Below are 25,138 nucleotides of genomic sequence, written 5' to 3'. Positions count from 1 at the left end.
CCGACGTTGCCCAGCACAAGAGATGAACTGGGGTGTGGAGCGATCACGCACACACCGAGCAGTTCGTCATGATCGTGTAAGGATGGAGAAATGACCACGGCTCATCGCTCAGGCATCGACCTCACCCACCTCGACGGCGACACACGGGCGCAGGACGATCTGTTCGTCCACGTCAACGGAAAATGGCTCGCCGAATACGAGATTCCGGCAGACCGCGCAGTCGACGGGGCCTTCCGGACGCTCTACGACAAGGCCGAAGAAGACGTACAGACCATCATCACCGAAGCCGCGGAGTCCAACTCTGCCGCCGGTACCGATGCACAGCGCATCGGCGACCTGTACTCGAGCTTCATGGACGCCGACGCCGTGGAGGCCGCGGGCCTCAGCCCCATCGACGACGAACTGGACGCCGTCGCCGATGCGCCGGACCGGTCGTCGTTGGCCACCGTGATCGGACGCCACCAGCGCGTCGGCGTCGGCGGTGCCATCTCGCATTACGTCGACACCGATGCCAAGAATTCCGAGCGGTACCTGATCCACTTCAGTCAGTCGGGAATCAGCCTGCCCGACGAGTCGTACTACCGCGAGGACAACTACGCGGAGATCCGCGAGAAGTACGTCGCGCACATCGACAAGATGTTCACCCTCGCCGGCGTCGGCTACGACGCCCAGCGTGTGTTCGAACTCGAGAAGAAGATCGCGGCCGGGCATTGGGACGTCGTCAAGCGTCGTGACGCAGATCTGAGTTACAACCTTGTGGGCTTCGAGGAACTGACCGAGCAGAACCCCGGTTTGGACTGGGCGGCATGGTTGTCCGGTCTCGGCGCCGATTCGGAGAAGTTCGCCGAGATCGTGGTCCGTCAGCCCGATTTCCTGCACACCTTCACCGCACTCTGGGCGTCGGAGTCACTCGACGACTGGAAGGCCTGGGCGGCGTGGAAGGTGCTGCACGCTCGCTCCCCCTACCTGCATTCCGCGCTGGTCGACGAGACCTTCGCTTTCTACGGCACCACGCTCTCGGGTACCGAAGAGAACCGTGAGCGCTGGAAGCGCGGGGTCAGCCTGGTTCAGGATCTGCTCGGCGAGGCCGTCGGCAAGCTCTATGTCGACCGTCACTTCCCCGCTGAGGCGAAGACCCGCATGCTGGAACTGGTCGCCAACCTACAGGAGGCGTACCGCCGCAACATCTCCGACCTCGAGTGGATGAGCCCGCAGACTCGTGAGGCCGCATTGGCCAAGCTCGAGAAGTTCACCCCGAAGATCGGTTACCCCGACAAGTGGCGCGACTACGCCGGTCTCGATATCTCGGCTACCGACCTGGTGGGCAACTACCGTCGTGGATACGCCGCCGAGTACGACCGTGACCTGGCCAAGCTGGGTGGCCCCGTGGACCGTGACGAGTGGTTCATGACGCCGCAGACCGTCAACGCCTACTACAACCCGGGCATGAACGAAATCGTGTTCCCCGCAGCCATTCTCCAGCCGCCGTTCTTCGACGCCGCAGCCGACGACGCCGCCAACTACGGGGGTATCGGCGCCGTCATCGGCCACGAGATCGGGCACGGCTTCGACGATCAGGGCGCCAAGTACGACGGCGACGGCAACATGGTCGACTGGTGGACCGACGAGGATCGTAGCGAATTCGGCAAGCGCACAAAGGCTCTCATCGAGCAGTACAACGAGTTCGAGCCCAAGGAACTGCCGGGCCACCACGTCAACGGTGAATTCACGATCGGCGAGAACATCGGCGATCTCGGCGGGCTGTCGATCGCGATCGCGGCGTACAAGATCGCGACCGAAGGTACCGAACCTCCGGTCATCGACGGACTCACCGGTCTGCAGCGCGTGTTCTTCGGGTGGGCGCAGGTATGGCGCACGAAGGCCCGTGAGGCCGAAGCGCTTCGCCGTCTGGCCGTCGACCCGCACTCGCCGCCGGAGTTCCGGTGCAACGGCGTCGTCCGCAACCTCGACACGTTCCACGAGGAGTTCGACGTCAAGCCAGGTGACGCACTGTATTTGGAGCCGGAGAAGCGTGTGAAGATCTGGTAGCAAGGGCAAGCCCCTGTGCGCGCTTAAGGACCCCCTGGACTCCCTGAGCGCGCACGGGGCCGAAGGCCCTACCGGGCGTACATGATCACCCCGACGCCGACCAGACAGATCAGCGCACCGGCGATGTCGAAACGATCCGGGCGGAATCCGTCCATCACCACCGCCCACAGCAGTGAACCCGCTACGAAGATCCCGCCGTACGCGGCGAGGATGCGCCCGAAGTTCGCATCGGGTTGCATGGTCGCGACCAGACCGTAGAGACCGAGCGAGATGACGCCGAGCCCTACCCAGATCCAGCCCTTGTGCTCGCGAATTCCCTGCCACACCAACCACGCACCCCCGATCTCGAGCAGCGCGGCGAGTACGAACAGCAAAAGCGAACGTGCGACGGTCATGCCGCACACAGTATCGCTACAGACGTACCCCGGTCTCCGCGGAAAAGAAGTACACCTCGCCGGCCTTGGGCAGCAGATGAAGCGACTCCCCCGGTGCCACCGACATCTTCCGATCGACGCGAATGACGATTCGGCCGGATCGGCTCTGCCACTGCGAATCCGGGGCACCCTTTGCATAGACGAACGATTCGGCGCCCAGCTCTTCAAGCAGGTCGGCATCCACGGCCAGCGAGCCCTTTCGCCACGCTCCCACCAGATCCCACGACTCGGGACGCACTCCCACGACGACCCGCTCCCGCTCGGACGCCCCGGTGGGCAGCGGAATCCGCAGGTCACCGAGCACTGCGACGGTACCCTCGACCGGCGCTTCGATCAGGTTCATGCCGGGCGATCCGATGAAGGCGGCCACAAAGGTGTTGACGGGGTTGTCGTAAAGTTCCCGCGGCTTCGCCACCTGCTGCAAACGACCGTCCAGCATCACCGCCACCCGGTCCCCCATCGTCATCGCCTCGACCTGATCGTGGGTGACGTAGACCGTCGTGGTGCCGAGTCGACGCTGTAAGGCAGCGATCTGCGACCGCGTGCTCACGCGTAGTTTGGCGTCCAGATTGCTGAGCGGCTCATCCATGCAGAACACCTTGGGATGGCGAACGATGGCCCTACCCATGGCAACTCGCTGACGTTGCCCACCGGACAGCTTGGCCGGTTTACGTCCGAGCAGCGGTTCGAGTTCAAGCATCCGTGCTGCCTCGAGTACCCGCTCGCGCCGTTCGGACTTTCCCACTCCCGCGTTCTGGAGCGCAAAACCCATGTTCTGCTCGACGGTCATGTTCGGGTACAGCGCGTAACTCTGAAACACCATGGCGACGTCACGTGCTCGCGGCGCGAGATGCGTGACGTCCGTGCCGCCGATCTCGATCCGGCCGTCCGACGCGGATTCGAGACCGGCGAGCATTCGCAGGCTGGTGGACTTACCGCAACCGGAAGGCCCTACGAGTACCAGGAACTCACCGTCGGCGATGTCGAGGTCGAGACGGTCGACTGCCGGTCGATCGGTTCCTTCGTAGCGGTGCGTGACTCCCGCGAATTGCACGTTGGCCATGAGTGTTCTCTCCTACTACTTCGGCAGCTTTGGGGTGATCTGCCGGTCGATGATCTGCTGCAACTGGGTGGCAACGCCGGCGAATGTCGATGCGACGTCGGCTTTCTGGAGAGCGATCTGCTCGAGTCCGGTGCCGATGATCTGATCGCCACCCGGGACGAACACGCGTGCGTAGTCCTGCGAGCGCGTACGCGAAAGCTGATCCACAGCGGTACGGGAGTTCGGATTCGCGTCGAGGAATGCCTTCATGCTCGGCTCCGACGTTGCCGACTTGCGGACCGGCATGTAGCCGACGTTCTGCGAGAAGTACGCCGTGTTCTCACCATTGGTGATGAAGTCGATGAACTTGAGCGCGTTCTTCTTACGCTGATCGGAGATCTTGGACGGGATGGCGAGCCCGGCGCCGCCGGTGGGGCAACCGGGAGTTCCGTCCACTGCCGGGAGGAACGCGGTGCCGAAGTCGAAGTTGGCAGTCTTCTTGATGCCGGACAGGTCACCCGTCGACGCGATGGTCGACGCCAGGATGCCCGTACCGAATTCGTTTGCGATGTCAGTGGAGACCGCGGCGTACTTCTTGTCGTGAATCATGCTGGAGAGGAACTGCCCTGCGGCAATGGTCTTCTCGTTGTCGAGCTGCAAATTCCACTGGTCGGAGTACGATCCGCCGAAGGTCCAGATGGGGCCTTCGTAGGTCCAGCCGAGGTAATCCTTCGCGTTGCCCCACCCGTGTGCCAACTTGCCGTTGCCCACGACCTTCTGCAGCTCAGGTCCCCACTCGTCGAACTCCTGCCACGTTGCAGGCCCGCGATCGGGAAGTCCGGCCTGCGACCAGACCGCCTTGTTGTAGTAGAACAACGGCGTCGACCGCGCATAGGGAAGTGCGTAGTGCTTGCCCTGGAACAGGTAGTCGGCGAGCAACGAGTCGACGTAGTCGGCCGAGTCGACGCCCACCTCGGAGAAGAGTCCGTCGAGCGGCTCGATTGCCCCGGCAAGTGCGTAGTTGAACCACCAGACATCCGACAGCACAACCACATCGGGAACATCTCCGCCGGAGAGAGCAGCGTTGAACTTCTGCGCCACCTCTTCGTAGTTCTTGCCGCCGTCCACCAAGTTGACCTTCAAGTCCGGGTACTTGGTCTGGAAGCGGTTGATCAATTCCTTCTCCACGTCGGTGGACTTACCCGGGTGGTTCGACCAGAAGGTGATGGTGTTGGAATCACCCGACGCACCGGATGTTCCCGCAGCATCAGCGCTGGAACCACCGGATCCCGCGCACGCGGTCAGTGCTGCGCCGGCGGCGATTGCACCGCCGAGGCTCAGAAATCCGCGCCTGTTCATGTTTGCCATTACTGCTCCTCGAGAAAGAAATGTGACGGGAAAAGCTGTCAGCCCTTGACCGCACCGGAGGTGAGGCCTTTGATCATGTGTCGTTGCAGCAGAAGGAAAATCACCAGGATCGGTAGCATCGTCAGTACCGTTCCTGCCATGACGGGACCCCAGTTGGTGAGTCCGTCGTTGTTCTGCAGTTGGGTCAATCCGATCGGCAGCGGCGCCACCGAGGAATCATCGGACATGAGGAACGGCCACAGGTACTCGTTCCATTCGTTGACCACCGTGATGATGCCGAACGCCACCATCGTGGGCCCGGAAACGGGGAGCACCACGCGCCAGAGAAGCCGCCAGTGGCCGGCGCCGTCCATCCGCGCTGCCTCGACGATCTCCGAAGGGATCGAGAGAAAATGGTTGCGCATGAGGAACGTACCGAAGGCTACACCCGCGAGCGGAACTATGATGCCCTGGAACGTGTTACGCCAGCCCCACTCGGCCACGAGTGCGTAATTCGAGATCACGGTGATCTGGTTCGGAACCATCAATGCGGCGATGATTCCGAGAAAGACGAAGTTCTTCCCCGGGAAGCGCAGGAACACCAGCCCATAGGCGCTGAGAGTCCCCAGAACGAACTTCGCCGCGGACAGTATCGTCGTGATCACTATCGAGTTCCGCAGAAACATCCAGAACGGAACCGATGTCGTTGCTTCGGAATAGTTTTCGGGATGCAGCGACGACGGCCACCACGTTGCAGGCTGCGTGTAGATCTCCGGACGCTCCTTGAACGAGGTCATCACGATCCAGTAGAGCGGCAGGACGATGATGACCAAGGCGATCACCATTGCCGCGTAGCCGAGGATCTTCACACCGACCTCACGCCGGTCCACGTTCTTGCGATCCGGCCCGGGCCGGACGACGGAAGTCGGAGCAGCGCTTTTCTTTTCCTCTACCGCTGTCATTTCTCTTCTCCCCGATCCATGGCACGAACCTGGTAGACGGTGATGATCAGCAGGATCAAGAACATGATGGTGGCAACCGTCGCGCCGTAGCCCGCCCGGAAGTTTCGGAATGTCTCGTTGTACACCTGGTAGACCATCGTCGTCGTCCCTGTACCCAGCGGGCCACCACGGGTCATGACGTTGATGATGTCGAAGACCTGGAGCGAGTTGAGCATGACGGTGATGGAGAGGAAGAACGTCGTCGGGCGCAACTGAGGTAGGAGAACCCGGCGGAACTTGGTCCACGGCTTGGCGCCGTCGATTTCGGCTGCTTCGTTCAATTCTTGCCGAACTCCTTGCAACGCAGCGAGGTAGATGACAAACGTGTAGCCGAGGTTCTTCCACATGTATGTCACCGTCACCATGAACAGCGCCCAGTGGGGGTCCTGATAGAAGTCGGGCGATTGGAGTCCGACGCGGTGCAGGAGATCCTGGATCAGACCGAAGTTGGGGTCGAAGACGAACTGAAACGCGACACCGATCGCTGCACCGGAGATCACGAACGGCGCGAAGATCGCCGACCGGACCAGGTTTCGCCCGACGAGCTTGCGATCGAGCAGCATGGCCAACGCCAGACCGATGACCATCGAACCCACCACTGTGACCAATGTGAATACCACTGTGTTGGTGACGATCTGCCAGGTGTCGCTTCGTCCGAACCACTCGCGGTAGTTGCTCAGCCCGATGAACGTCGCCTTCGGGTCCGCAATGTTCCAGTCGAAGAACGAAAGTCGGATGTTGTCCACCAGCGGGCGATAGGTGAACAAGATCAGCAACGCGAGATTGGGACCTACCAAGAGCGCAAAGAGCGCGTAATCACGCCATGGTCTGCCCCACAGACCTGGCTTGCCTGATGTGGGCAGCGTTCTTTCCGGACTCGATCTCACTGAGGCAGTCTGACCGCTCGCAACGAATGAATGGTGAACGTACAAGACACTCGAGCTGAACGCGACACGAAAAAGGCCCTGCGCGAATACTTCTCGCGCAGGGCCTTCCTCGTCGATGTCTAGCGGTTCCAGTCACCCAATCCGTCGGCGCCGCTGAGGACTCCACCTGCGGTGTTCTGCACGATCACCGGGTCACCCTTGCCTGCGTTCTCGAAGAACCACTTGGCGTCCTCGGTGCTGACATTGAGGCAGCCGTGGCTGACGTTGGTGAAACCCTGTTGCGCTACCGACCACGGAGCGGCATGGACGAAGATGCCACTGTAGGAAATTCGTGTCGCGTACTCGACGTAGGTGCGGTAACCCTCGGGAGAATCGATCGGAACGCCGTACGTGGACGAATCCATGTACATGTCGCGCAGCTGCTCCCCGACGATGTACGTGCCGTTCGGTGTTTCGTGACCCGGCTTGCCGAACGACGTCGGCATGGTGCGCACGACCTCACCGTTGCGGGTGACGGTGACCTGCTTGGTGTTGTCGTCCGCGACGGTGACGAGTGCGTCACCGATGTTGAACGTGGAGTGCGAATCACCGGCGTCGACGGTCACGGAGATGTTCGCCGGCCAGAACTGTGCCGGCTTCCAACGGACCTGGCTGTCGTTGATCCAGTAGAAGCTGCCATCGACCGGAGGATCGGTGGTCACGCGAATCGCGCGCTCGGCCGTGGCACGGTCGCCGACTGCCTCGTTGAAACGAATGATGATCGGCTGCGCGATGCCGACTGTCTCACCCGCGGACGGGTTGAGCGACGGCGCGGAGAAGTTGGGAGCGCCGATGGGAGCCTGAATCGGTGTACCCGGGATGCCCGGAACCGGAATCGCCGGATCGAGGTACGGAACTCCGGGAATGACGGGCAACGGAATGTCCGGCCCACCGGGGAAGAGAGGAACGGCCGCGGAAGGTCCGGCGAGAGCCAGGCCGGCAGCCACCGCTCCGACGATTGCCACGGCAACCCGTGACGTCCGACGACCCTGTTTGCTGCCCATGTCACTACCTTCGCTCGAATGACCACGTACTCACGTGGATTTTGCGCGGCCGGCATCGATACCCGCCTGGTACCGATGCCGATGCACCATCCGGACGCGCCCGCCGGGCGCACACCTACACACCCGAGCACGCCAAAGAGAGCAAACCGCACATTTCCATAGTCATTAACACACAAATGCGGCAATCGAGCAATTCGGATGTTCGCCCAAACGTTGCTATCCCTCGCTGCGAGCAGCCGCCAACATCGATTCGATGGAGATGAGTTTGGTTCGCGGTCGACCGGCGGCGGCACCGGATGCTCGTTCTGCCTTGTCGATCCGCTGCCAACCTTGGTAGTCCACCTGATCCGGCGACCGATCTGCCAGGAGAACCTGCAACTTGTCAGCGTCCTCGGTCGGCGTGGCGAGGCGCCCACCAGCGAAGTCGTCGAAGATCATCGACACCGTCTCGGCGGAGCAGTACTTGTTGGTGCCGATCACGCCCGTCGGTCCGCGCTTGATCCAACCCGCGACGTAGACACCCGGGATCGGCGTGCCGGTCTCGGTGTCGATCACGCGACCGTTCTCGTTGGGGATCACGCCGCGAGCGTCGTCGAAGGGCAAGTCGGCCATCGGTGTACCGCGGTATCCGACCGACCGAAGCACCAGGGAGGTGTCGATCGTCTCCTCGGTTTCGGTAGGCCGGGCGGAGAGCTGACTGGTCGGCGTTGCCACCAATTCGTTTTTCACGATCCGCACCTGTGAGACTGCACCGTCGCCGAGGATCTCGACGGGCGAGGTGAGGAACCGGAGAACGATCCGCTTGCGGGAAGGATCTGCGGTACGGGAAGCAAATTCCTGCGCCTGCTTGACCTTGAGCAGCACGGACGGCTCCGCGGCATCGCTGTCCACGAACGCCTGACTGGCCTCGTCGAGTTCGGCTTCGATCGGGTCGACGACTACGTCCACGTTCGCCATCTGTCCGAGGGCCAACAGTTCGGGATTGGTGTACGCGGCCTGCGCCGGCCCGCGCCGCCCGAGAATGACGACCTCACGAATCTTGCTGTTACGCAGCGCTTCCAATGCATGCTCGGCGAGGTCCGTCTTCGCGAGCTGGTCCGGGTCGGTCACCAGGATGCGTGCGACGTCGAGTGCGACGTTGCCGTTTCCGACGATCACCGCTCGCTCGCCGGACAGATCGAAAGTCCGATCGGCATATCCCGGGTGGCCGTTGTACCAGGCCACGAACTCGGTGGCAGCGTGACTTCCCGGCAGTTCCTCGCCCGGGATCTCGAGCTTCCGATCCCCGGCAGCGCCGACCGCGTAGATCACTGCGTGGTGATGGTCCAAGAGTTCCGAATGCGAGATGTGGGTACCCACCTCGACGTTGAAGTGGCAGCGCACGGTCTTTTTTGCGACCACGGCGCGGAACTGGTCGGTGACGCCTTTGGTTCCGGGATGATCCGGAGCCACGCCGGCGCGCACCAATCCGTAGGGAGTGGGAAGCCGATCAAACATGTCGACCTCGACGCGAGGCTTGCCGGTCAGTTCCATCGCCGCATAGCAGGCTGCGGGGCCGGAGCCGATGATCGCCACTTTCAGCGTTCCCAGTTCGGGATCGATCTTGGCCATCGTGATCGGCTCGGGCCAATCCGGGCCCATCGGATGCTTCTCGAAGTACGACGCGTTCATCTGCAGGTACGGCGCGTCGTCCTCGTCGAGTTCGTTGTCCGGGAAGATCGCCTCGACCGGGCACTCGTCCACACACGCACCACAATCGATGCAGGTGTCGGGATCGATGTAGAGCATTTCGGTGGTCGCGAACGGAGCTTCGTCCGGTGTCGGGTGAATGCAATTGACCGGACACACGTCAACACACGAGGCGTCGTTGCAGCACGGCTGCGTGATCACATACGCCATGACATTCCCCTATCCCTGAAACACGAAGCACGAACTGATTCCCAGACTATAACGTGTTCCAATTTGGCGCGAGAATCGTTTTCAGATCACCCCATTGCGCTTCAGCAGCCATATCGCCTGCACGGTGGCGTGACCTCGCCATTCCAACGCCGCGGCGGGCGAATAGCTGTCGAAATCCACCGCCCAACCGCCGTCGTCGTGTTGCCGTGCAGCGAGCGCGGACAGTTCGGAGTCGATCACCGCTGCATCGAACAACGCGCGGGTCGGACCGCCAGGAAGCGGTGAGAAATCGAGGGGCCGCATGAATTCGCCCTCGGCTCCCCCGTCCACGTGAACCAGGCCGTCAGCCGGGATACGCGAACCAAGAGTGCTCACCAACGACGACGCTTCGGGACTGTTCCGGTGAACCGCGTCGAGAAACTGCAAGGCAAAGGCCAGCTCGAGGGCATGCAGAGAATCCGCCCCGTCGATCGCGTCGAGGCAATATCGAACGGCAGAGGCAAACCACGGATGTTCGGCGACGGCCTCGTCGAATTCGGCAACGCGAGCCGCTGCAGCACACACGATGCTGGTGATCTGCAACGACGGCGCCGACGGATCCGCGCTCACCCAGAAGGGCGCACACCCGGCTGGGTCGGCAATCGGGAAGGCGAAGGGTAAACCGCCGCCTGCCAGCGAATTGGTCTGCAACCAGTCGCACAGCTCGACGGCTCTGGGCGTCGGCGTTCCGATGTCGGCAAAGGCTTCGAAGGCATGCAGCGCTCCGCCAGGTTGGCTGGTTACCGAGCGAAGATCCGGTTCGAGTCCCCAGCCGTACCCACCGTCCGGGTTGCGATAACCGTCCACGGCCGCACAAGCCGCGGCCCGGTCACCCTGTCCGAGAATCAAATTCAGCCGATGCCGATCGAGAGTCCTGGCATGTCCCGCCATGAACCCGACGGCTGCCGTGAGATCAACACTCATGAAGAACGGTTCAGGATTCGTCGCCGTCGAGCCGGAAGCCGACCTTCAACGTGACCTGGAAATGCGCCACGGCGCCGTTCTCGATGTGGCCGCGAGTTTCCACCACCTCGAACCATTCGAGGTTGCGCACCGTCTCGTTCGCCCGGGCGATGGCGGTGCGAATTGCCGCGTCACTGCTCTCGGTGGACGAGCCGACGATCTCGGTCACCCGGTACACGTTGCTGCTCATGGCATTCCCTTCGTGTCAGATTCGACGAACCAACTCCTGCGCCTCGGCGCCGAGCCTCGCAAGGCGAAGATCACCGAGAGCTGTCACAGCACTACCCAACCTGTTGGTGGTGAAACCGAGCGAGAGTCCGCTGGACAGGTCCGCATACGCGCCTGAACCGCCGACTCCGTAGTGGCCTATCGCATTCCGCGGCTGCCGCCGCGCGGCAATGATCGGCGGGTGGTAACCGAGAGTCCAGTTGGGCCGCACCGCCAGCACGTAATCCCGATCGCGAGTCTGGATGGTCGACATCTGGTCGATGGTCGATTCCTTCAGGAACCGCTTCCCGTCGATCACGCCGCCGTTCGCGATGGCGCCGTACATCTTCGCGAGAGCGCGCGCGCTGAACACTCCGTTCCAGCCCGGCATGACGGCGTCGTGGACAGCCGGGTTGCGCACCATGACGTCGAAACCGTCCGGCATCGCGGCCTCCGCGAGTCCGCGAGTCGGACCGACGTGTGAGAGCACGGTAGACGCGAAGGCCCAGTTCAAGCCGGCAGGGTTGATATGTGGGAACAGCTTCGCGATCCGTGGGCGCTCGGTTTCGGGTACGCGGTACCAGAATTCGTCGACGCCGAGGGGCTTCGCTATCTCCGCTTGTACGACGTCGATGAACGGCTGACCGGACACCCTGGCCACAAGTTCGGCTACCAACCAGCCGTAGGTCACAGCGTGATAGCCGGGGCCTCGAAGCCGACGCGGATCCGGCTTCTCGGCAGCCAGGGCGGCAACGACCGCGTCGTAGTCCATCAGGTCGAGGGGATGCGGCATCAGGCCGCGAACGCGGTGAAGGCCCGCGCGATGTGACATCAGTTCCCGGACGGTGATCTTGTCCTTGCCGGCCGCTGCGAATTCGGGCCAGTACTGAGCAACCGGAGAGTCGTAGTCGATCAGCCCGCGTTCGGCCAGTCGGTGAACGACGGTGCTGGCCACGCCCTTGCCGGTCGAGAAGGAAAGCGACACCGTGTCGTGGTCCCAGCGCCTGTCGCGGTCGGCATTGCCGGCCCAGATGTCGAGAACTTTCTCGCCGCCCAGGTACACGACCAGCGCGCCGCCGCCTTGTTGCGGTTGGCGATACATCGCGAAGAAGCGGTCGGCCAAGGGAAGGAATCGCCGGTCCACATACAGCTCGGTGCGCGAAGGCACCTCCACCCGGGCGAGCGAACCCCGTCGTGCATTGGGAGCCATCGCGTCCTCCGATCCCCGCTGATTCAAGTTGTCCGGTCACCGGATCGGTGGCAGGAGCTTGACACCATTGTGACCACTGTCACGCAAGAGGCTCAGGACCGGGGTGCACTCACGGGGTGACCCACGTCGAAGTGCCGTCGCTGACACATCCCTGACCTGTGGCAAGGTTGAAAACAAGGGTGGGACCACCCGAGCAGATCGCCCCGACGTCCGCGTCACCCACCGCCGCTCTGCCGCCAGGTCCGCTGAGCACCACGGCAAAGGGTGAGGAGTCTGTGCGACCGAGTGCGAGCGAACCCGGGCCGTACGCAACGGCGGCAAGCAGCCCACCGCGCGACTCCGCTGCAGCAACGCCGCCAAAGAGTCCGACGCCCGCCGACCGGCCACCGTCTCGCGAATCGGCGACGCCGACGCCATCGCCCTCCACGTGTGAAATCGCGTAACTGGAGGGATCTGCCACCGCTCGGCATGCGGATGACCCGTCGACGATCGTCTGATCTTGGCCGCGCGCCGAACAATCCAGCGTCGCGGCCGACGCTGTTCCGCTACCGAGTGACAATCCGAAGGCGGCAAGAATCACGCCACCCGCCGCTAAGCCTGCTGCTCGCATTTTCCGGCGATCCATATCCAACCCCCACAGTGCATTCGACGTGACCGTACATTCGACGTCTAATCGAATTACCCGATATGTCCGCCTCTGACGCTACCCGTCTTTGTTCTTCCGATCGCGGTCCTTGCTCGGTTGAACTCGTTTGGGTTCACCGGGCATTTTGGGATAGTTCGGCGGGTACGGCAGATCGCCAAGTCCCGCCGCCAGATCCTTCTCCCACATCTCCAACAGAACGTCGAGGGCAAAGGCCTTGTCGTGCATCGCTTCCATCGGATCACCACGATCGGCGAGCAAGCCGGGAACCGTGGCGATGGTGCAGTCGTCTGGATGCACGTCCCGCAGTTCGTCCCAGGTCACCGGCGTGGACACAGTTGCGATCGGCGTCTTACGAGCCGAATACGCCGCCGCGATCGTCCGGTCACGGGCATTCTGATTGAAGTCGATGAAGATCCGTTCACCCCGCTCTTCCTTCCACCACGCGGTTGTGGCGCGATCGGCACTACGCCGTTCGACTTCACGGGCGAGGGCGATACCCGCGTGGCGGACCTCGACAAAATCCCAGCGCGCCTCGAGCGGGATGTAGACGTGAAGGCCTCGGCCACCGGACGTCTTGGGAAATCCTTCCAATCCCAACTCGGCGAGCAGAGGGCGAAGGACCTCGTCCGCGATGGCAACGGCCTCGTCGAACCCGGTCCCCGGTTGCGGATCGAGATCGATGCGGAGTTCGTCCGGGTGGTCGGTGTCCGGGCAACGCACGGCCCAGGGATGAAACGTGACAGTCCCGAGATTCGCAGCCCACACTATGTTCGCAGCACTACGCACTCGAAGGACGTCGGCCTTGCGACCCGACGGGAACGTGACCTCGCAGGATTCGACGTGCTCGGGCCGCTTTGCCGGCAGCCGCTTCTGGTAAACCTCTTCGCCCTCGATGCCGTCGGGGAATCGCTGAAGATGCGTTGGCCGATCTTGGAGCGCCCGCAACGCTGCACCCTGCAGCGCCACCGCTCGGTAGTACTGGACAAGATGCCGTTTGGTTCCGCCGTCCTCACCCAACTGCGGATAGTAGATCTTGTCCGGGCTCGACAACCGGACCGCGATCCCGTCGACGTCCAGTTCCTCTGCGGGACTCGCCATCACTTACCACCTGCAAGAACATCCGCGAAGTCGTATCGCACCGGAACCTCCAACTGATCGAAAGTGCATTCGTCGGGCACCCTGTCCGGACGCCAGCGCAGGAACCGCGCGGCGTGCCGAAAGCGTTCCCCTTCCATCTGGTCGTACGCCACTTCCAGCACCCGCTCAGGACGAAGCGGAATCCAGGAGCGGTCTGCGGCCGATCTCCACCGGCTGGCCTCTCCCTCGGCCACAACGTCGTCCCCGAGGCGCAAAGGTTCGAGTTCGGCCAACAACTCGATCCGCCGCGCCGCGGTGAAAGCCGAAGCGCCACCGATCATCTTCAATTCGGAACCGTCGAACAGACCCAGAAGCATCGACCCGATACCCGGCTGGCTCTTGTGGGGACGGTAGCCCAGCAGTACGACATCCGCGGTCCTGGCGTGTTTCACCTTGATCATCTCGCGTTTGTTCGGCAGGTACGGTCCCGCCAGCTTCTTGGCGACAACCCCGTCGAGGCCCGCGCCTTCGAATGTTTCGAACCAGGCCATTGCTTCGGCGCTGTCGGCCGTCGCTGCCGTGACGTGGCAACTCGGCCCGCCACCGACGCAATCGAGGAGCAACGCACGTCGCACACCGAAGTCCTCGATCGAGACGTCGCGATCCCCGAGCGCCAGTAAATCGAACCCGACAAATTGCGCGGGCGTCTGTTCCGACAACAATGCGACGCGGCTCGCGGCGGGGTGAATCCGCTCGGAGAGCGCTTCCCAACTCAGGCGCGTCACACCGTCGATCTCACGGGGAACCACCAGTTCTCCGTCCACCACACATTTTTCGGGCAATTCAGACTTGACGGCTTCCACCGCCTCGGGAAAGTACCGCGCCAAGTCCTTTCCTCCTCGCGATCCGAGCACCACTTCGTCACCGTCACGAAAGATGATTGCTCGAAATCCGTCCCATTTCGGCTCGTACGACCACGTCGGGTCACCGGACTCGGGTTGAGGCGGCACAGTGGCCGCAGCCTTCGCGAGCATCGGGGCAAGCGGCGGCATCAGGGGTAGCTCCACCTACCCATACTGACAGTCCGGTTGGCAATTCGACTACCGATGTATTGGAATAGGTCCCGAACAATCTACGAACCAACAGAATTATCCAAGAATCAACAAAGGGGTCCTTATGTCCGGAATCGTCCGGCGACTTTGCACTGCGGTGATCGCAACTTCTGCAATCGCCGCCTTCACCGTCGGTTGCGGTTCCGACATCGAGCCGAAAGCCATTGCGGAATCATCTTCCTCGGTTGCCGATTCGACCACTACCTCCGCAGCCCCGACCACCTCGAAGATCACCGGCCAGGAAGGTTCGGACGACGGCGGCGACGTCGACATCGACGTGTCGATCGGTGATTGCGTCAAGCTCGGCGGTACCACGACGGCCGCGGAAATCGACAACGCGGACTGCGGTAGCAAGGATTCCAACTACAAGGTGGTCGCCAAGGTTCCCACCTCTGATCAGTGTGCCTCCGATGTCGACTCGTACTACTACGAGACCCTCGCGGGTGACGAGCAGGGCGCTGTCTGTCTCGACGTCGACTGGGTAGTCGGCGGATGCATGGACCTCGGCAGCGGAATGGACGAGCCCGCCCGCATCGAATGCTCGGATACCAGCGGCACCAATGTAGTCGAGGTCGTCGAAATCCTGCAGAACTCCACGTCGATCGACGAATGCGGTTCGGGGGCAGACTCGGGATTCGAGCACCCGGAACGTAAGTTCACGGTCTGCGTCGCAACGCTCTGATTCGAGCGCCCTCCCGAAAAACACCCGTGCGCCTTGTCAACCGATCTCGGTTGGCAAGGCGCACAGGTGTTTTCTACAGCCAGTGCCTTCTACAGCCGGCGCTTTCTACAACCAGCCCCGACGTTTGAAGATCGTGTAGAGACTTCCACACGTCAAGAACATCATCGAGAGCGCAAACGGATAGCCCAAGTGCCAGTGCAGTTCCGGCATGTCGTCGAAGTTCATTCCGTACACGGTTCCGATAAGCGTCGGCGCGAAGAGAATCGCCGCCCACGCCGAGACCTTCTTGATCTCCTCGTTCTGCGCGTAGCTCGCCTGCGTCAGATTGCGCATCTCCTCGTTCTGGTTCTGCGACACCAGAGTTGCGTTCACCGTGAGGATGTTTCCGAGCAACTGACGAAAGCCGTCGGCCCGCTCCACCACAGTCGTCGCATGGTCGGTGACGTCGCGGAGGTAACGCTGGAGTTCCTCGTCCGTGTGGTACTTGTCGAACCCCGCCGACAACCCACGCAGCATTCCCAGCAGCGGACGCGTCGCCCGCTGGAATTCGATCACCTCACGGGTCAGTTCGTAGATGCGACGCGAAACTCCGGGATCGCCACTGAACACTTCGGTTTCGATCTCGTCGATATCGTTCTGCAGGCCGGCCACCACCGGGGCGTACCCGTCGACGACTGCGTCGAGAATGGCGTAGAGAACGGCCTCGGTACCCAACCGCAACAGGTCAGGATCGTTCTCCATGCGAGTCCGCACCGCCGAGAGATCCGGCGATTCACTGTGACGGACGGTCAGAATGAAGTTCGGACCACAGAAGATGTGCAACTCGCCGAATTCGACCCGCTCGGTCTCGTCGCGGTACCGCGCAGCACGCAGGACCACGAACAGTGTCTTGCCGTAGCGCTCGAGCTTGGGGCGCTGGTGCGCGACAATCGCATCCTCGACCGCCAGTTCGTGGAGGTCGAAATGTTGTGCAGCGGCATACAACTGGGCATCATCGGGCCGGTACATGCCGATCCACGCCATCGACTGCGAATCCGGAAGGCATGACAGTGCTTCCGCCAGCGTGGACGGCGACGCTATCCGCTCGCCGTCGCGGTACACGCCACTGTTGACGACGGTCGATTCGACGGGCGCCACCGCCTCGGACGGGGCAGCCTTGACGACGGTGCGTGCGGCACGCGAGTGCCCGGGATGTGAGTCACCGAGACCCGCGGAACGACGTGGCAGTACCGAACGTGAACGACGAAATTCGCGCATGCTGAACAGCTTTCGAGGGAAGAGTGAACGACGACACTTGCTTCACAGCAAAGCCGAAGCCGATGAACACACGATGAAGCTGCAGCAAAATACCGGATCAACCCGGGCGGCTACAGCTTCAGTTGGTACTCGGAGGTTGGCCACGCATTACAGCCACACCTCCTCTTCCCTGAATTCCTACGCAAGTCCGCGCACGACGCCAACATGCTACCCCGACTGTCAGAGCGGGACAAACCGAACGACAAGCCGCAGGACAGCACGAACCGGTCGGAGGACACCCGCTCGACGAATGCAGCTTTCAGTCAGTTCGCAGCGCGCAATCCGCCGATCAAGAGTTCGACGATCTGGTCCGCCAACGACTCCGTCTCCGCCAAAGTCTGCCCTTCACGCCTTCGGTACCAGAGGTCGATGCCGTTGAGACTGCTGAGGAGTACTTTTGCCGCCATTCGAGGCGAGCTCGCACGAATGGAACCATCCGCGATACCTTCGGTCATCACGTCGACGAACAGATTCTCGTAGTCGAGTCGCAGCGAATTCAGTTCCACGAGGACTTGCTGTTGCCTCGGCTTGAGCGCGGAGTTCATCTGGCCCCGGACACCTTGGTGGATCGTGTGGTGGTACCCGAGATGTGTCATGAGATTGACCAGGTGGGCGTGCGACATCGCTTCGAGACGCGCGAGGCCGCTGTCTGCCCCGTCGATCCGAGACTCGACCTCGGCGCGGAGCAGGCTCATCCCGCGCTCGTAGATTGCCAGGTAGATGTCGAACTTCGAACGAAAGTGGTAGTAGACAAGACCTTTGGTGGCCCCGATTCGATCGGCCAGCAAATCCATGGTCGTGGCCGCGTAACCGTCTTCGGCAAAGGCGTCGGCGGCGCTGGTGATGATCGCGGATCGCACGTCCGGAAGATCACTACTCATTCGACTTCCACTCCCATTCGCACTGCCTGCCGGCCCTTGACTGTTTCCACGCTATCGCATAGTAATACTGAGTAGTATCCCAGATCAGAGAGGTTTTCCAATGTCGTTGGATTTTTCCGGCACGGTAGCGATCATCACAGGCGCAGGCGGCGGACTCGGCCGTTCGCATGCATTGGCCCTCGCCGCACGCGGCGCACGCGTCGTCGTCAACGACATGGGTGGCTCGGTCAACGGCAGTGGCGGCGCTGATACCGCAGCAGCCAAAGTAGTGGCGGAAATCGTCGAGCTGGGTGGCGAGGCCATCGCGGACCACTGCGACATCACCGACGTCGACGCCGTCGCCGCCATGGTCGCGACGGCCGTGGACAAGTGGGGCCGCGTGGACATCCTGATCAACAACGCCGGAATCTTGCGCGACAAGTCGTTCATCAAGGCCGAGCTCGACGACTTCCGCAAAGTCATCGACGTGCATCTGATGGGTTCCGTCATCTGTTCCAAGGCAGTCTGGCCGCACATGGTCGAACAGAACTACGGACGCATCCTCATGACCACGTCGGCGTCGGGAATTTACGGCAACTTCGGCCAGGCAAACTACGGCGCCGCGAAGTCCGGCGTCGTCGGCCTGATGAACGTTCTCGCTATCGAGGGCGAACGCAAGGGCATCCGCGTCAACTCGCTAGCCCCGACCGCCGCGACCCGCATGACCGAAGACCTCCTCGACGAGAAGACTCTCGCTCTGCTTGCACCCGAATCGATTTCACCCGGCGCACTGTTCATGGTCTCCGATGACGCACCGACCAAGACCATCCTCAGCGCTGGTGCCGGTGTCTTCGCGATCGCTCGCATGGAAGAGTCGCAGGGCGTGTACATCCCCGAAGGCGCACTCTCCCCTGAGGTCGTCGCCGAACGGTGGTCCGAGATCAGTGACATGACCAATTCCGTCCAGGTGCCCGCGGCGTTCGATCAGACCCGCCGGTTCGTCGAGAAAGCTGTAGCCGAGCAGCCTGCCAACTGAGCAGGGCAACCAGCCAACTGATCGATCCTGCTCCCCCTAAGGTGTGGTGGTGACCACACCAACGGGAGTTTCGATCGTCGACATCGTCGACAGACTGGGAATGACGTTCCTCAGCGGAGGCGACACCGTCGACGACGCCCGCACTGTCAGCCGAGTGACCCTGCACGAAGGGTCCGGAGTCACGCAAGGCAGTGCGGGCGCCGTCGTGCTCGGCGCAGGACTGGCCGAGTCGGCCGACATTGCCACTGCAGTAAAAGAATACGGTTCGGCCGGAGCCGTCGCGCTGATCGTCAGGGAGCCATTGGCCGTCGACGACAGCGTCGCACGGGCGGTCGCCGAAGCCGATATCGCACTACTTGGAATGGTCAAGGATGCAAGCTGGCTGCAAAGTGCGTCGCTGATCAACGAGATCCTCGAATCCGGCAACAACGGGGACCGCACGTCCGCCGCCGACGCCGACCTGTTCGATCTTGCCAACTCGATCGCTCAGGTATTGAACGGCCCGGTCACCATCGAGAATCAGTCGAGCCGGATCCTCGCGTTTTCGGCGGATCAAGCCTTCGGCGACGAGGCACGTAAGCAGAGTGTCCTCGGACATCAAGTGCCGCAGCACTATTCCGACCGGCTCAGGTCAATGGGGTACTTCAACAAGATCTACGGCTCTACCCTGCCGGTATTTCTACCGGGTATCGGGCCGGGCATCAGGCCCCGGGTCGGCATGCGAATACATGCGGCATCCCAGATCCTCGGTTCGATCTGGGTGATCTTGGACGAGGAGCCGAACGAATTGCAGGTGAAAACGCTCGTCGAGGCGGCGGGGGTAGCCGCGATGAGTTTGCTTCGCGCCAAGCTGGCCGCCGATTCCGCACGACGGCTGAGGTTGGGCGAGGTGATCACGCTACTGAGTGGCGGCACTTCGGCCAAGGAAGCGGCCGAGCGACTGGGCTACGGCCGCTCGAAAGCAAACGTACTTGCGGCCGGCTTCCGTAGCGGCGCCGGCGCATCGTTGGAGGCCGAAGCCGACGTCGATCAACTGGCCCTGACACTCAATACCTATCTCGACCAAGTATTTCCGTTGTCGGTGGCGGCAGCGATCGGCGGCACCGTCTACGCCGTCATCCCACACACCCGGCACCAGACCGACGACGACTACGTGCGTCGGATCGCGTCGGAGTTTGCAGACCGTTCCCGTTCGGAAAAGTCGGTGGTCATCGGAATCGGTGCGACAGTGGCCGACGTGATGACGCTGGAGAAGTCACGCGACGAAGCCGACCGAGCGCTTCGCGTTCTGAGGTCGACGTGGAATTCCTCGGGCCGGACCGTCGCGCGCGCCGACGACGTGCAGATCAATTCCCTACTTCTGCGCCTCTCCGACGCCCTGGCGGACGAGAACGAGACCGCGTCGGGTCCGCTCACGGTACTGCGTGAGTACGACCGCACTCACGACATCAACCTCGTGGACACCCTTCGAGCCTGGCTCGACACGTTCGGCGACATTCCGGCGGCTGCGTCGTTGGTTCACATCCACGTCAACACGTTTCGATACCGCCTCAAGAAGCTTGCCGGGATTGCCGGAATCGATCTCGATGATCCGGAAACTCGATTCAGCCTGATGCTCCAGCTTCGTCTCTTCTATCCGACAGCGTTGTAGCGATCTACCAAGTCTCACGAAACATTCGTAAATCCGGACGATGTTCTCCTCCTTTTGTTGGGTGAGGATTCAAGCAATCGTTTATTGCTCCTGACCCGACAGACCTCGCGTCACTCGGGCGGGACTACACCTTCCGGAGGCACCATGAAACAACGGTCCTACGCACTGCTGGCTGCGGCAACTGGCACCGTTCTTGCCCTGACCGCGTGCTCATCGGGTGGCTCGTCGGGTTCGGGTTCGGGTTCGGGTGAACCCGTCACGGACGGCACCTTCAAATTGGCTCTCGTGGCCGACCCCGGCGCTCTGAATCCGCTGATGACGGCCGCATCGCCGGCGCACCAGCTGGCGCGTCTGAGCTACGACTATCTGCTCCACCCGGATCCCGATTCCGGTGTCACCAAGCCATGGCTCGCCGAGAAATGGGAAGAGACAACCACTTCCGCGTCCTTCACCATTCGCGACGGCGTCACCTGTACCGACGGATCCGCTCTGACTGCCCAGACTGTCGCCGACAACGTCAATTTCATCACCAACGCAGCAAACAAATCTGCTCTCCGCGGGGTGTACGCACCGGCAACTGCGAGCGCCACCGCCGACCCGGCGACGCGGACAGTGACGGTCACGACTCCGGAGCCCTCTCCGTTCCTGCTTCTCAACCTGGCGCGAATACCGATCATGTGCGAGGCCGGGTTGAAGGATCCGACGGCGGCAAACAAGACGACCTTCGGGTCGGGCATGTTCCAGATGACAGAGGCAGTCGCCAACGATCATTACTCCTACGTTCGGCGCGACGGCTACAACTGGGGACCGGACGGCACCACCTCGGATACGGCCGGAGTACCCAAGAATGTCGTCGCGTCCATCATCACGAACAACAGCACAGCGGCCAACCAGGTGTTGTCCGGTGATCTGAATGCCGCAGCAGTTTCGGGCCCCGACCAGGATCGCATGAACGCCGCGAACCTGGATACCGTCAAGCAGCCCGCTCCGGCGGGCGAGATGTTCTTCAACCACAGTCCCGGCAATCCGACGAGCGATCCTGCCGTCCGCAAGGCTCTGGTCCAGGCTCTCAATCTCGACGACCTCGCCGAGATCTTCACGGCCGGTCGCGGAACCAGATCGACCACGATGGTGTCCATCGAACCGCGGGCCTGCATCTACGACTCTGTCGCCGGAAACCTGCCGGAATTCGACACCAGTGCAGCCGCAGCAACTCTCGAGTCTGCGGGCTGGAAGGTCGGCGCGGACGGTAAGCGCAGCAAGGACGGCACACCGCTCCGAATTCGGATGGTCTACGAGACGTTCGGTGACGCGACCGATGCTGCCGCCGACGTCGCGGTCAACGCGTGGAACGACCTGGGCGCCACCATTGAACTCACCAGTGGAGACTCGAACAAGATTCTCGATGTAGCACTCAGCGGCAAGGACAACACGGCGTGGGATGTTGTGTGGGAGCCGATCAACGTCGCGCTGCCCAGCATGCTGGTCCCCTTCCTCTCCGGTCCTGTGCCCGCTGCGGGAATGAATTTTGCGTCGATCTCCAACCCGGCCTACGACGCAGCCGTCACCAAAGCTTCCGGGCTGACGGGCGAGGACGCTTGTGCCGCTTGGGCAGACGCTGAGTCCGAGATCATCAAAGCAAACTCGGCGGTACCTTTTGCCGACAAGATCACGACTCTCTACTTCAACAATGCGGGTCTTGCATTCGGCCGCAATTTCATCGGTTCGGCCCTGCGCCTGTACCAGTAGACCGCCGGTAGCGACCGGGGAAATCGTCGTGTTTCGCCGGTCGCTGTCGGTATACGGACAGGTATTCACCGATCCAGGCGGTTTTCGTGGGAGCGGACGAAAATCGACCCGATTTTCGTGAGGATCGACAGAGATGCGCGTCACGTCATGCGCCAAGATTTAGCAGTCAACACTCAATCGCGCCCTCACGTTTTTCGCTCGGGCCCCAGCTCCATCCCGGAGGCACCATGAAACACCGCTCCTATCCAACACTTGCGGCAGCCGCAGGGCTCACGCTTGTGTTGTCTGCTTGTGGCTCGGGAGGCACGTCCTCGGGCGCCAGTGGCGGTGAACCGGCCACGGACGGGACCTTCCGTTTCGCCCTGCAGGCCGATCCGGGCGCACTCAACCCGATCATGTCGGCCTCTCAGGCAACCGCCGAGTTGTCTCGTTTGGCCTACGACTACCTGATCTACCAGGATCCCGATACCAGCGAAGTCGGACCGTGGTTGGCGGAGAAGTGGGAGGAGACTCCGACCTCGGCGTCCTTCACCATCCGTGACGGGGTGACCTGTACCGACGGATCGACGCTGACTTCCCAGACCGTCGCGGACAACATCAACTTCGTGGCCAATCCGGACAACGGTTCACAGTTGCGCGGGTCCTCCGTTCCGACCGGTGCCACAGCAACCGCCGATCCGGCAGCGCGCACCGTCACGGTGACCACTGCGGCGCCGAGCCCGTTCCTGCTTCTCAACGTCGGTCGACTGCCGATCCTGTGCGAGGCCGGGCTGAAAGATCCGACAGCATCGAACAAGAAGTCGCTCGGCACCGGCATGTTCGAAGTCACCGAAGTCGCCGCCAACGACCACTACACGTTCCAGCGACGTGATGGCTACAACTGGGGCCCCGACGGCACCGCTTCCGATACCCCCGGCGTCCCCAAGACGGTCATCGCCGCCATGGCACCGAACGTGAGCACCGCCGCAAATCAGCTTCTCTCGGGTGAACTCAATGCAGCTCCGATCGCCGGGCCGGACAAGGACCGAGTCGCGGCAGCCAATCTGGACTCGGTTGGCCGGCCGGTGCCCGCAGGCCAGATGTACTTCAACCAGATCGCCAGCAACCCCACCAGTGATCCGGCAGTGCGCAAGGCGCTGATCCAAGCGGTCAATCTCGACGACCTCACTCAGGTCATCACCGCCGGAAACGGGGTCCGGGCAACCAGTCTCGTCGCCGTCGAACCGCGCGCCTGTGTCTACGACTCTGTCGCAGGCAACATTCCGGACTTCGACCTCACAGCTGCAAAGGCAACACTGGACGGCGCTGGTTGGACTGCCGGCGCTGACGGCAAGCGAAGCAAGGATGGCAAGCCGCTCAATCTCCGCCTCGTGTACGACGGCACCGACGATCCCCGCAACGCGGCGGCAGAACTTGCTCAGTCGGCGTGGTCCGAACTCGGCGCAAACGTCGAGGTGACCGGGGGTGACTCGAACAAGATCATCGACGTCATTCTGAGCGGCAAGGACAACTCTGCCTGGGACATCGCCTGGGTCCAGATCAACTCCTCGCTGCCCAGCACGTTCACCGCGTACTTTGCCGGGCCGGTTCCCGCAGCAGGCAAGAATTTCGGATCGGTCAGCAACCCCGCCTACGAAGCAGCAGCCACCAAGGCTTCCGGTCTGACCGGTAGCGACGCTTGTGACGCTTGGGCCGACGCCGAGTCGGAGCTCACCAAGACGATCGCGGCCGTGCCCTTCGCAGATTCCGTCATGAACGTGTACTTCAACAAGGCCGGACTCTCATTCGGTAAGACGCTCACCGGTTCTGCGTTGCGTCTCTACCAGTAAGTCGTTTTCCCGCTCAGCATCTCTTCCCGCCCTGCATCTGTTCCCGCCCTCCGGAAAGACAGCCCATGAGTCAAACTATTGAAGCCGCGAAACCAGAAGCGGCGCCTCAGGCTCGAGCAAAGTGGCTCGAGTCCGACAGCTGGCCCGCATATCTTCTGCGTCGTTTCGGCACCTTCGTGATTTCACTCTGGGCGCTGGTGACTGCGGCGTTCCTGATGCTCCAACTGATTCCGGGCGACCCGGTTCGGTTGGCTCTGGGAATGAACGCACCGGTCGAACTGGTCGAGACAACGAGGTCTCAGCTCGGTTACGACCTTCCCTTGTGGCAGCAGTACTTCCGATTCGTCGGCGGGTTGCTGAGCGGGAATCCCGGTGACTCGATCACCTTGAGGACTCCGGTCTTCGAGGTGATCGCGTCCCGCCTACCGGCAACACTCGAACTGGCTGTACTCACAGTGGTCACGGTGCTGCTACTGGGCATTCCGATCGGCCTCATCTTCGCTGCACTGACCCGCAACGGTCGACGACGCGGAGTCGAGATCGGTTACACCGCAACGTCGGGCACCATCGCCGTGATCCCCGAGTTCATGTTCGGTACGGCGCTGGTCTACCTCTTTGCCGTCACGTTCCCTGTTCTGCCCGTCGCCGGCCGAGGTGGACCGGAAAGCTACATCCTCCCGGTCGCGGCCATGTCGATCGGTGCCATCGCCTCGATGTCGCGCATCGTCCGTGCAGAGGCACTCGGCGTGTTGGACATGGACTACATCCGTACGGCGCGCGCCAAGCGAATGCCCGTGGCACGAATCTACTTCCGTCATGCAATGCCCAACCTCATGACGTCGACGCTGACGCTCGCCGGACTCCTCCTGGGTGGTCTGATTGCCGGCACCGTGCTCATCGAGAGCATCTTCGCCTGGCCCGGCATGGGCATGGCGCTGGTCAAGTCCATCACCGAGAAGGACTACCCGCTCGCCCAGACACTGGTCGTGATCTACGGCGCCATCGTCCTTCTCATCAATTTCATCGTCGACGTGGTGCTCGCTCTCATCGACCCACGATCCACAATTCGGGAGAACTGA

General features: G+C 62.2%; 22 protein-coding genes. 7 read left to right on the top strand and 15 right to left on the bottom strand.

The window, feature by feature from the left end; translation table 11 throughout:
* Positions 1-90: 90 nt before the first annotated feature.
* A complete protein-coding gene (locus EEB12_RS20595) occupies positions 91-2,049 on the top strand; it encodes a M13 family metallopeptidase (protein WP_019745215.1) in 1,959 nt (652 codons plus the stop codon).
* Between the two features lie 68 nt (positions 2,050-2,117).
* Here the strand turns inward: EEB12_RS20595 and EEB12_RS20590 are convergent, their stop codons facing one another.
* The 13 genes from EEB12_RS20590 to EEB12_RS20530 all read right to left on the bottom strand — a co-directional run bounded on the left by EEB12_RS20590 (position 2,118) and on the right by EEB12_RS20530 (position 14,911).
* Positions 2,118-2,444, bottom strand: coding sequence for a YnfA family protein (locus tag EEB12_RS20590; RefSeq protein WP_003940244.1), 327 nt, complete (start codon positions 2,442-2,444; stop codon positions 2,118-2,120).
* 16 nt (positions 2,445-2,460) lie between these two features.
* Positions 2,461-3,546: an ABC transporter ATP-binding protein gene (locus EEB12_RS20585; RefSeq protein WP_019745216.1), complete on the bottom strand. Its 1,086-nt coding sequence runs from the start codon at positions 3,544-3,546 to the stop codon at positions 2,461-2,463.
* A 15-nt stretch (positions 3,547-3,561) separates the two neighbouring features.
* Positions 3,562-4,893, bottom strand: coding sequence for an ABC transporter substrate-binding protein (locus tag EEB12_RS20580; RefSeq protein ID WP_003940485.1), 1,332 nt, complete (start codon positions 4,891-4,893; stop codon positions 3,562-3,564).
* 38 nt (positions 4,894-4,931) lie between these two features.
* On the bottom strand, positions 4,932-5,834 hold the full coding sequence (locus tag EEB12_RS20575) for a carbohydrate ABC transporter permease (RefSeq protein WP_003939837.1): 903 nt from the start codon (positions 5,832-5,834) through the stop codon (positions 4,932-4,934).
* Positions 5,831-6,805 carry a carbohydrate ABC transporter permease gene (locus tag EEB12_RS20570; protein ID WP_019745218.1) on the bottom strand — a complete coding sequence of 325 codons (975 nt, stop codon included), beginning with the start codon at positions 6,803-6,805 and terminating at the stop codon, positions 5,831-5,833. The genes EEB12_RS20575 and EEB12_RS20570 overlap by 4 nt, the downstream gene beginning before the upstream one ends.
* Before the next feature lie 74 nt (positions 6,806-6,879).
* Entirely contained in the window at positions 6,880-7,803 is a 924-nt protein-coding gene (locus tag EEB12_RS20565) for an Ig-like domain-containing protein (protein WP_019745219.1), read from the bottom strand.
* 216 nt (positions 7,804-8,019) lie between these two features.
* On the bottom strand, positions 8,020-9,702 hold the full coding sequence (locus EEB12_RS20560; RefSeq protein ID WP_141488407.1) for an FAD-dependent oxidoreductase: 1,683 nt from the start codon (positions 9,700-9,702) through the stop codon (positions 8,020-8,022).
* An 81-nt stretch (positions 9,703-9,783) separates the two neighbouring features.
* Positions 9,784-10,665, bottom strand: coding sequence for a hypothetical protein (locus EEB12_RS20555; RefSeq protein ID WP_141488406.1), 882 nt, complete (start codon positions 10,663-10,665; stop codon positions 9,784-9,786).
* 10 nt (positions 10,666-10,675) lie between these two features.
* Entirely contained in the window at positions 10,676-10,894 is a 219-nt protein-coding gene (locus EEB12_RS20550; RefSeq protein WP_003939815.1) for a dodecin, read from the bottom strand.
* A gap of 15 nt (positions 10,895-10,909) precedes the next feature.
* Entirely contained in the window at positions 10,910-12,121 is a 1,212-nt protein-coding gene (locus EEB12_RS20545; RefSeq protein ID WP_041815251.1) for a serine hydrolase domain-containing protein, read from the bottom strand.
* Between the two features lie 109 nt (positions 12,122-12,230).
* A complete protein-coding gene (locus EEB12_RS20540; protein WP_020970725.1) occupies positions 12,231-12,746 on the bottom strand; it encodes a DUF6764 family protein in 516 nt (171 codons plus the stop codon).
* Between the two features lie 78 nt (positions 12,747-12,824).
* The gene (gene ligD, locus EEB12_RS20535) at positions 12,825-13,865 is read right to left on the bottom strand and encodes a non-homologous end-joining DNA ligase (RefSeq protein WP_141488405.1); all 1,041 of its coding nucleotides are present in this window, start codon (positions 13,863-13,865) and stop codon (positions 12,825-12,827) included.
* Entirely contained in the window at positions 13,865-14,911 is a 1,047-nt protein-coding gene (locus EEB12_RS20530) for an ATP-dependent DNA ligase (RefSeq protein ID WP_019745225.1), read from the bottom strand. Before EEB12_RS20530 ends, ligD begins: the two co-directional genes overlap by 1 nt.
* Positions 14,912-15,020: 109 nt before the next feature.
* On the opposite strand from EEB12_RS20530, the gene EEB12_RS20525 reads away from it, so the two are divergent.
* Positions 15,021-15,638 carry a hypothetical protein gene (locus EEB12_RS20525; protein WP_019745226.1) on the top strand — a complete coding sequence of 206 codons (618 nt, stop codon included), beginning with the start codon at positions 15,021-15,023 and terminating at the stop codon, positions 15,636-15,638.
* Positions 15,639-15,743: 105 nt separating this feature from the next.
* Here the strand turns inward: EEB12_RS20525 and EEB12_RS20520 are convergent, their stop codons facing one another.
* On the bottom strand, positions 15,744-16,895 hold the full coding sequence (locus EEB12_RS20520) for a magnesium and cobalt transport protein CorA (protein ID WP_141488404.1): 1,152 nt from the start codon (positions 16,893-16,895) through the stop codon (positions 15,744-15,746).
* Between the two features lie 302 nt (positions 16,896-17,197).
* Positions 17,198-17,815 carry a TetR/AcrR family transcriptional regulator gene (locus EEB12_RS20515; protein WP_141488403.1) on the bottom strand — a complete coding sequence of 206 codons (618 nt, stop codon included), beginning with the start codon at positions 17,813-17,815 and terminating at the stop codon, positions 17,198-17,200.
* Between the two features lie 100 nt (positions 17,816-17,915).
* Here EEB12_RS20515 and EEB12_RS20510 point away from each other — a divergent pair, with 100 nt between their 5' ends.
* From EEB12_RS20510 to EEB12_RS20490, 5 genes are all read left to right on the top strand, one after another.
* Entirely contained in the window at positions 17,916-18,830 is a 915-nt protein-coding gene (locus tag EEB12_RS20510) for an SDR family NAD(P)-dependent oxidoreductase (protein WP_141488402.1), read from the top strand.
* A 49-nt stretch (positions 18,831-18,879) separates the two neighbouring features.
* Positions 18,880-20,481, top strand: coding sequence for a PucR family transcriptional regulator (locus tag EEB12_RS20505; RefSeq protein WP_141488401.1), 1,602 nt, complete (start codon positions 18,880-18,882; stop codon positions 20,479-20,481).
* A gap of 144 nt (positions 20,482-20,625) precedes the next feature.
* On the top strand, positions 20,626-22,230 hold the full coding sequence (locus tag EEB12_RS20500) for an ABC transporter substrate-binding protein (protein ID WP_141488400.1): 1,605 nt from the start codon (positions 20,626-20,628) through the stop codon (positions 22,228-22,230).
* Between the two features lie 227 nt (positions 22,231-22,457).
* Positions 22,458-24,059 (top strand): ABC transporter substrate-binding protein, encoded by a 1,602-nt coding sequence (locus EEB12_RS20495; protein WP_019745231.1) that lies wholly within the window; start codon positions 22,458-22,460, stop codon positions 24,057-24,059.
* A 65-nt stretch (positions 24,060-24,124) separates the two neighbouring features.
* The gene (locus tag EEB12_RS20490) at positions 24,125-25,138 is read left to right on the top strand and encodes an ABC transporter permease (RefSeq protein ID WP_019745232.1); all 1,014 of its coding nucleotides are present in this window, start codon (positions 24,125-24,127) and stop codon (positions 25,136-25,138) included.

The sequence above is a fragment of the Rhodococcus sp. WS1 genome, assembly GCF_003797745.1.
Taxonomy (GTDB): Bacteria; Actinomycetota; Actinomycetes; order Mycobacteriales; family Mycobacteriaceae; genus Rhodococcus_F; species Rhodococcus_F erythropolis.
The sequence above is the reverse complement of the archived record's forward strand: the minus strand, read 5'-3'. Positions and strand labels throughout refer to the sequence as shown.

Coding starts and splice junctions, on each gene's coding strand:
- EEB12_RS20575 (WP_003939837.1), bottom strand. CDS start 5,834: ATGACAGCGGTAGAGGAAAAGAAAAGCGCTGCTCCGACTTCCGTCGTC.
- EEB12_RS20490 (WP_019745232.1), top strand. CDS start 24,125: ATGAGTCAAACTATTGAAGCCGCGAAACCAGAAGCGGCGCCTCAGGCT.
- EEB12_RS20560 (WP_141488407.1), bottom strand. CDS start 9,702: ATGGCGTATGTGATCACGCAGCCGTGCTGCAACGACGCCTCGTGTGTT.
- EEB12_RS20495 (WP_019745231.1), top strand. CDS start 22,458: ATGAAACACCGCTCCTATCCAACACTTGCGGCAGCCGCAGGGCTCACG.
- EEB12_RS20595 (WP_019745215.1), top strand. CDS start 91: ATGACCACGGCTCATCGCTCAGGCATCGACCTCACCCACCTCGACGGC.
- ligD (WP_141488405.1), bottom strand. CDS start 13,865: ATGGCGAGTCCCGCAGAGGAACTGGACGTCGACGGGATCGCGGTCCGG.
- EEB12_RS20565 (WP_019745219.1), bottom strand. CDS start 7,803: ATGGGCAGCAAACAGGGTCGTCGGACGTCACGGGTTGCCGTGGCAATC.
- EEB12_RS20545 (WP_041815251.1), bottom strand. CDS start 12,121: ATGGCTCCCAATGCACGACGGGGTTCGCTCGCCCGGGTGGAGGTGCCT.
- EEB12_RS20540 (WP_020970725.1), bottom strand. CDS start 12,746: ATGGATCGCCGGAAAATGCGAGCAGCAGGCTTAGCGGCGGGTGGCGTG.
- EEB12_RS20555 (WP_141488406.1), bottom strand. CDS start 10,665: ATGAGTGTTGATCTCACGGCAGCCGTCGGGTTCATGGCGGGACATGCC.
- EEB12_RS20520 (WP_141488404.1), bottom strand. CDS start 16,895: ATGCGCGAATTTCGTCGTTCACGTTCGGTACTGCCACGTCGTTCCGCG.
- EEB12_RS20580 (WP_003940485.1), bottom strand. CDS start 4,893: ATGGCAAACATGAACAGGCGCGGATTTCTGAGCCTCGGCGGTGCAATC.
- EEB12_RS20500 (WP_141488400.1), top strand. CDS start 20,626: ATGAAACAACGGTCCTACGCACTGCTGGCTGCGGCAACTGGCACCGTT.
- EEB12_RS20525 (WP_019745226.1), top strand. CDS start 15,021: ATGTCCGGAATCGTCCGGCGACTTTGCACTGCGGTGATCGCAACTTCT.
- EEB12_RS20510 (WP_141488402.1), top strand. CDS start 17,916: ATGTCGTTGGATTTTTCCGGCACGGTAGCGATCATCACAGGCGCAGGC.
- EEB12_RS20585 (WP_019745216.1), bottom strand. CDS start 3,546: ATGGCCAACGTGCAATTCGCGGGAGTCACGCACCGCTACGAAGGAACC.
- EEB12_RS20550 (WP_003939815.1), bottom strand. CDS start 10,894: ATGAGCAGCAACGTGTACCGGGTGACCGAGATCGTCGGCTCGTCCACC.
- EEB12_RS20590 (WP_003940244.1), bottom strand. CDS start 2,444: ATGACCGTCGCACGTTCGCTTTTGCTGTTCGTACTCGCCGCGCTGCTC.
- EEB12_RS20515 (WP_141488403.1), bottom strand. CDS start 17,815: ATGAGTAGTGATCTTCCGGACGTGCGATCCGCGATCATCACCAGCGCC.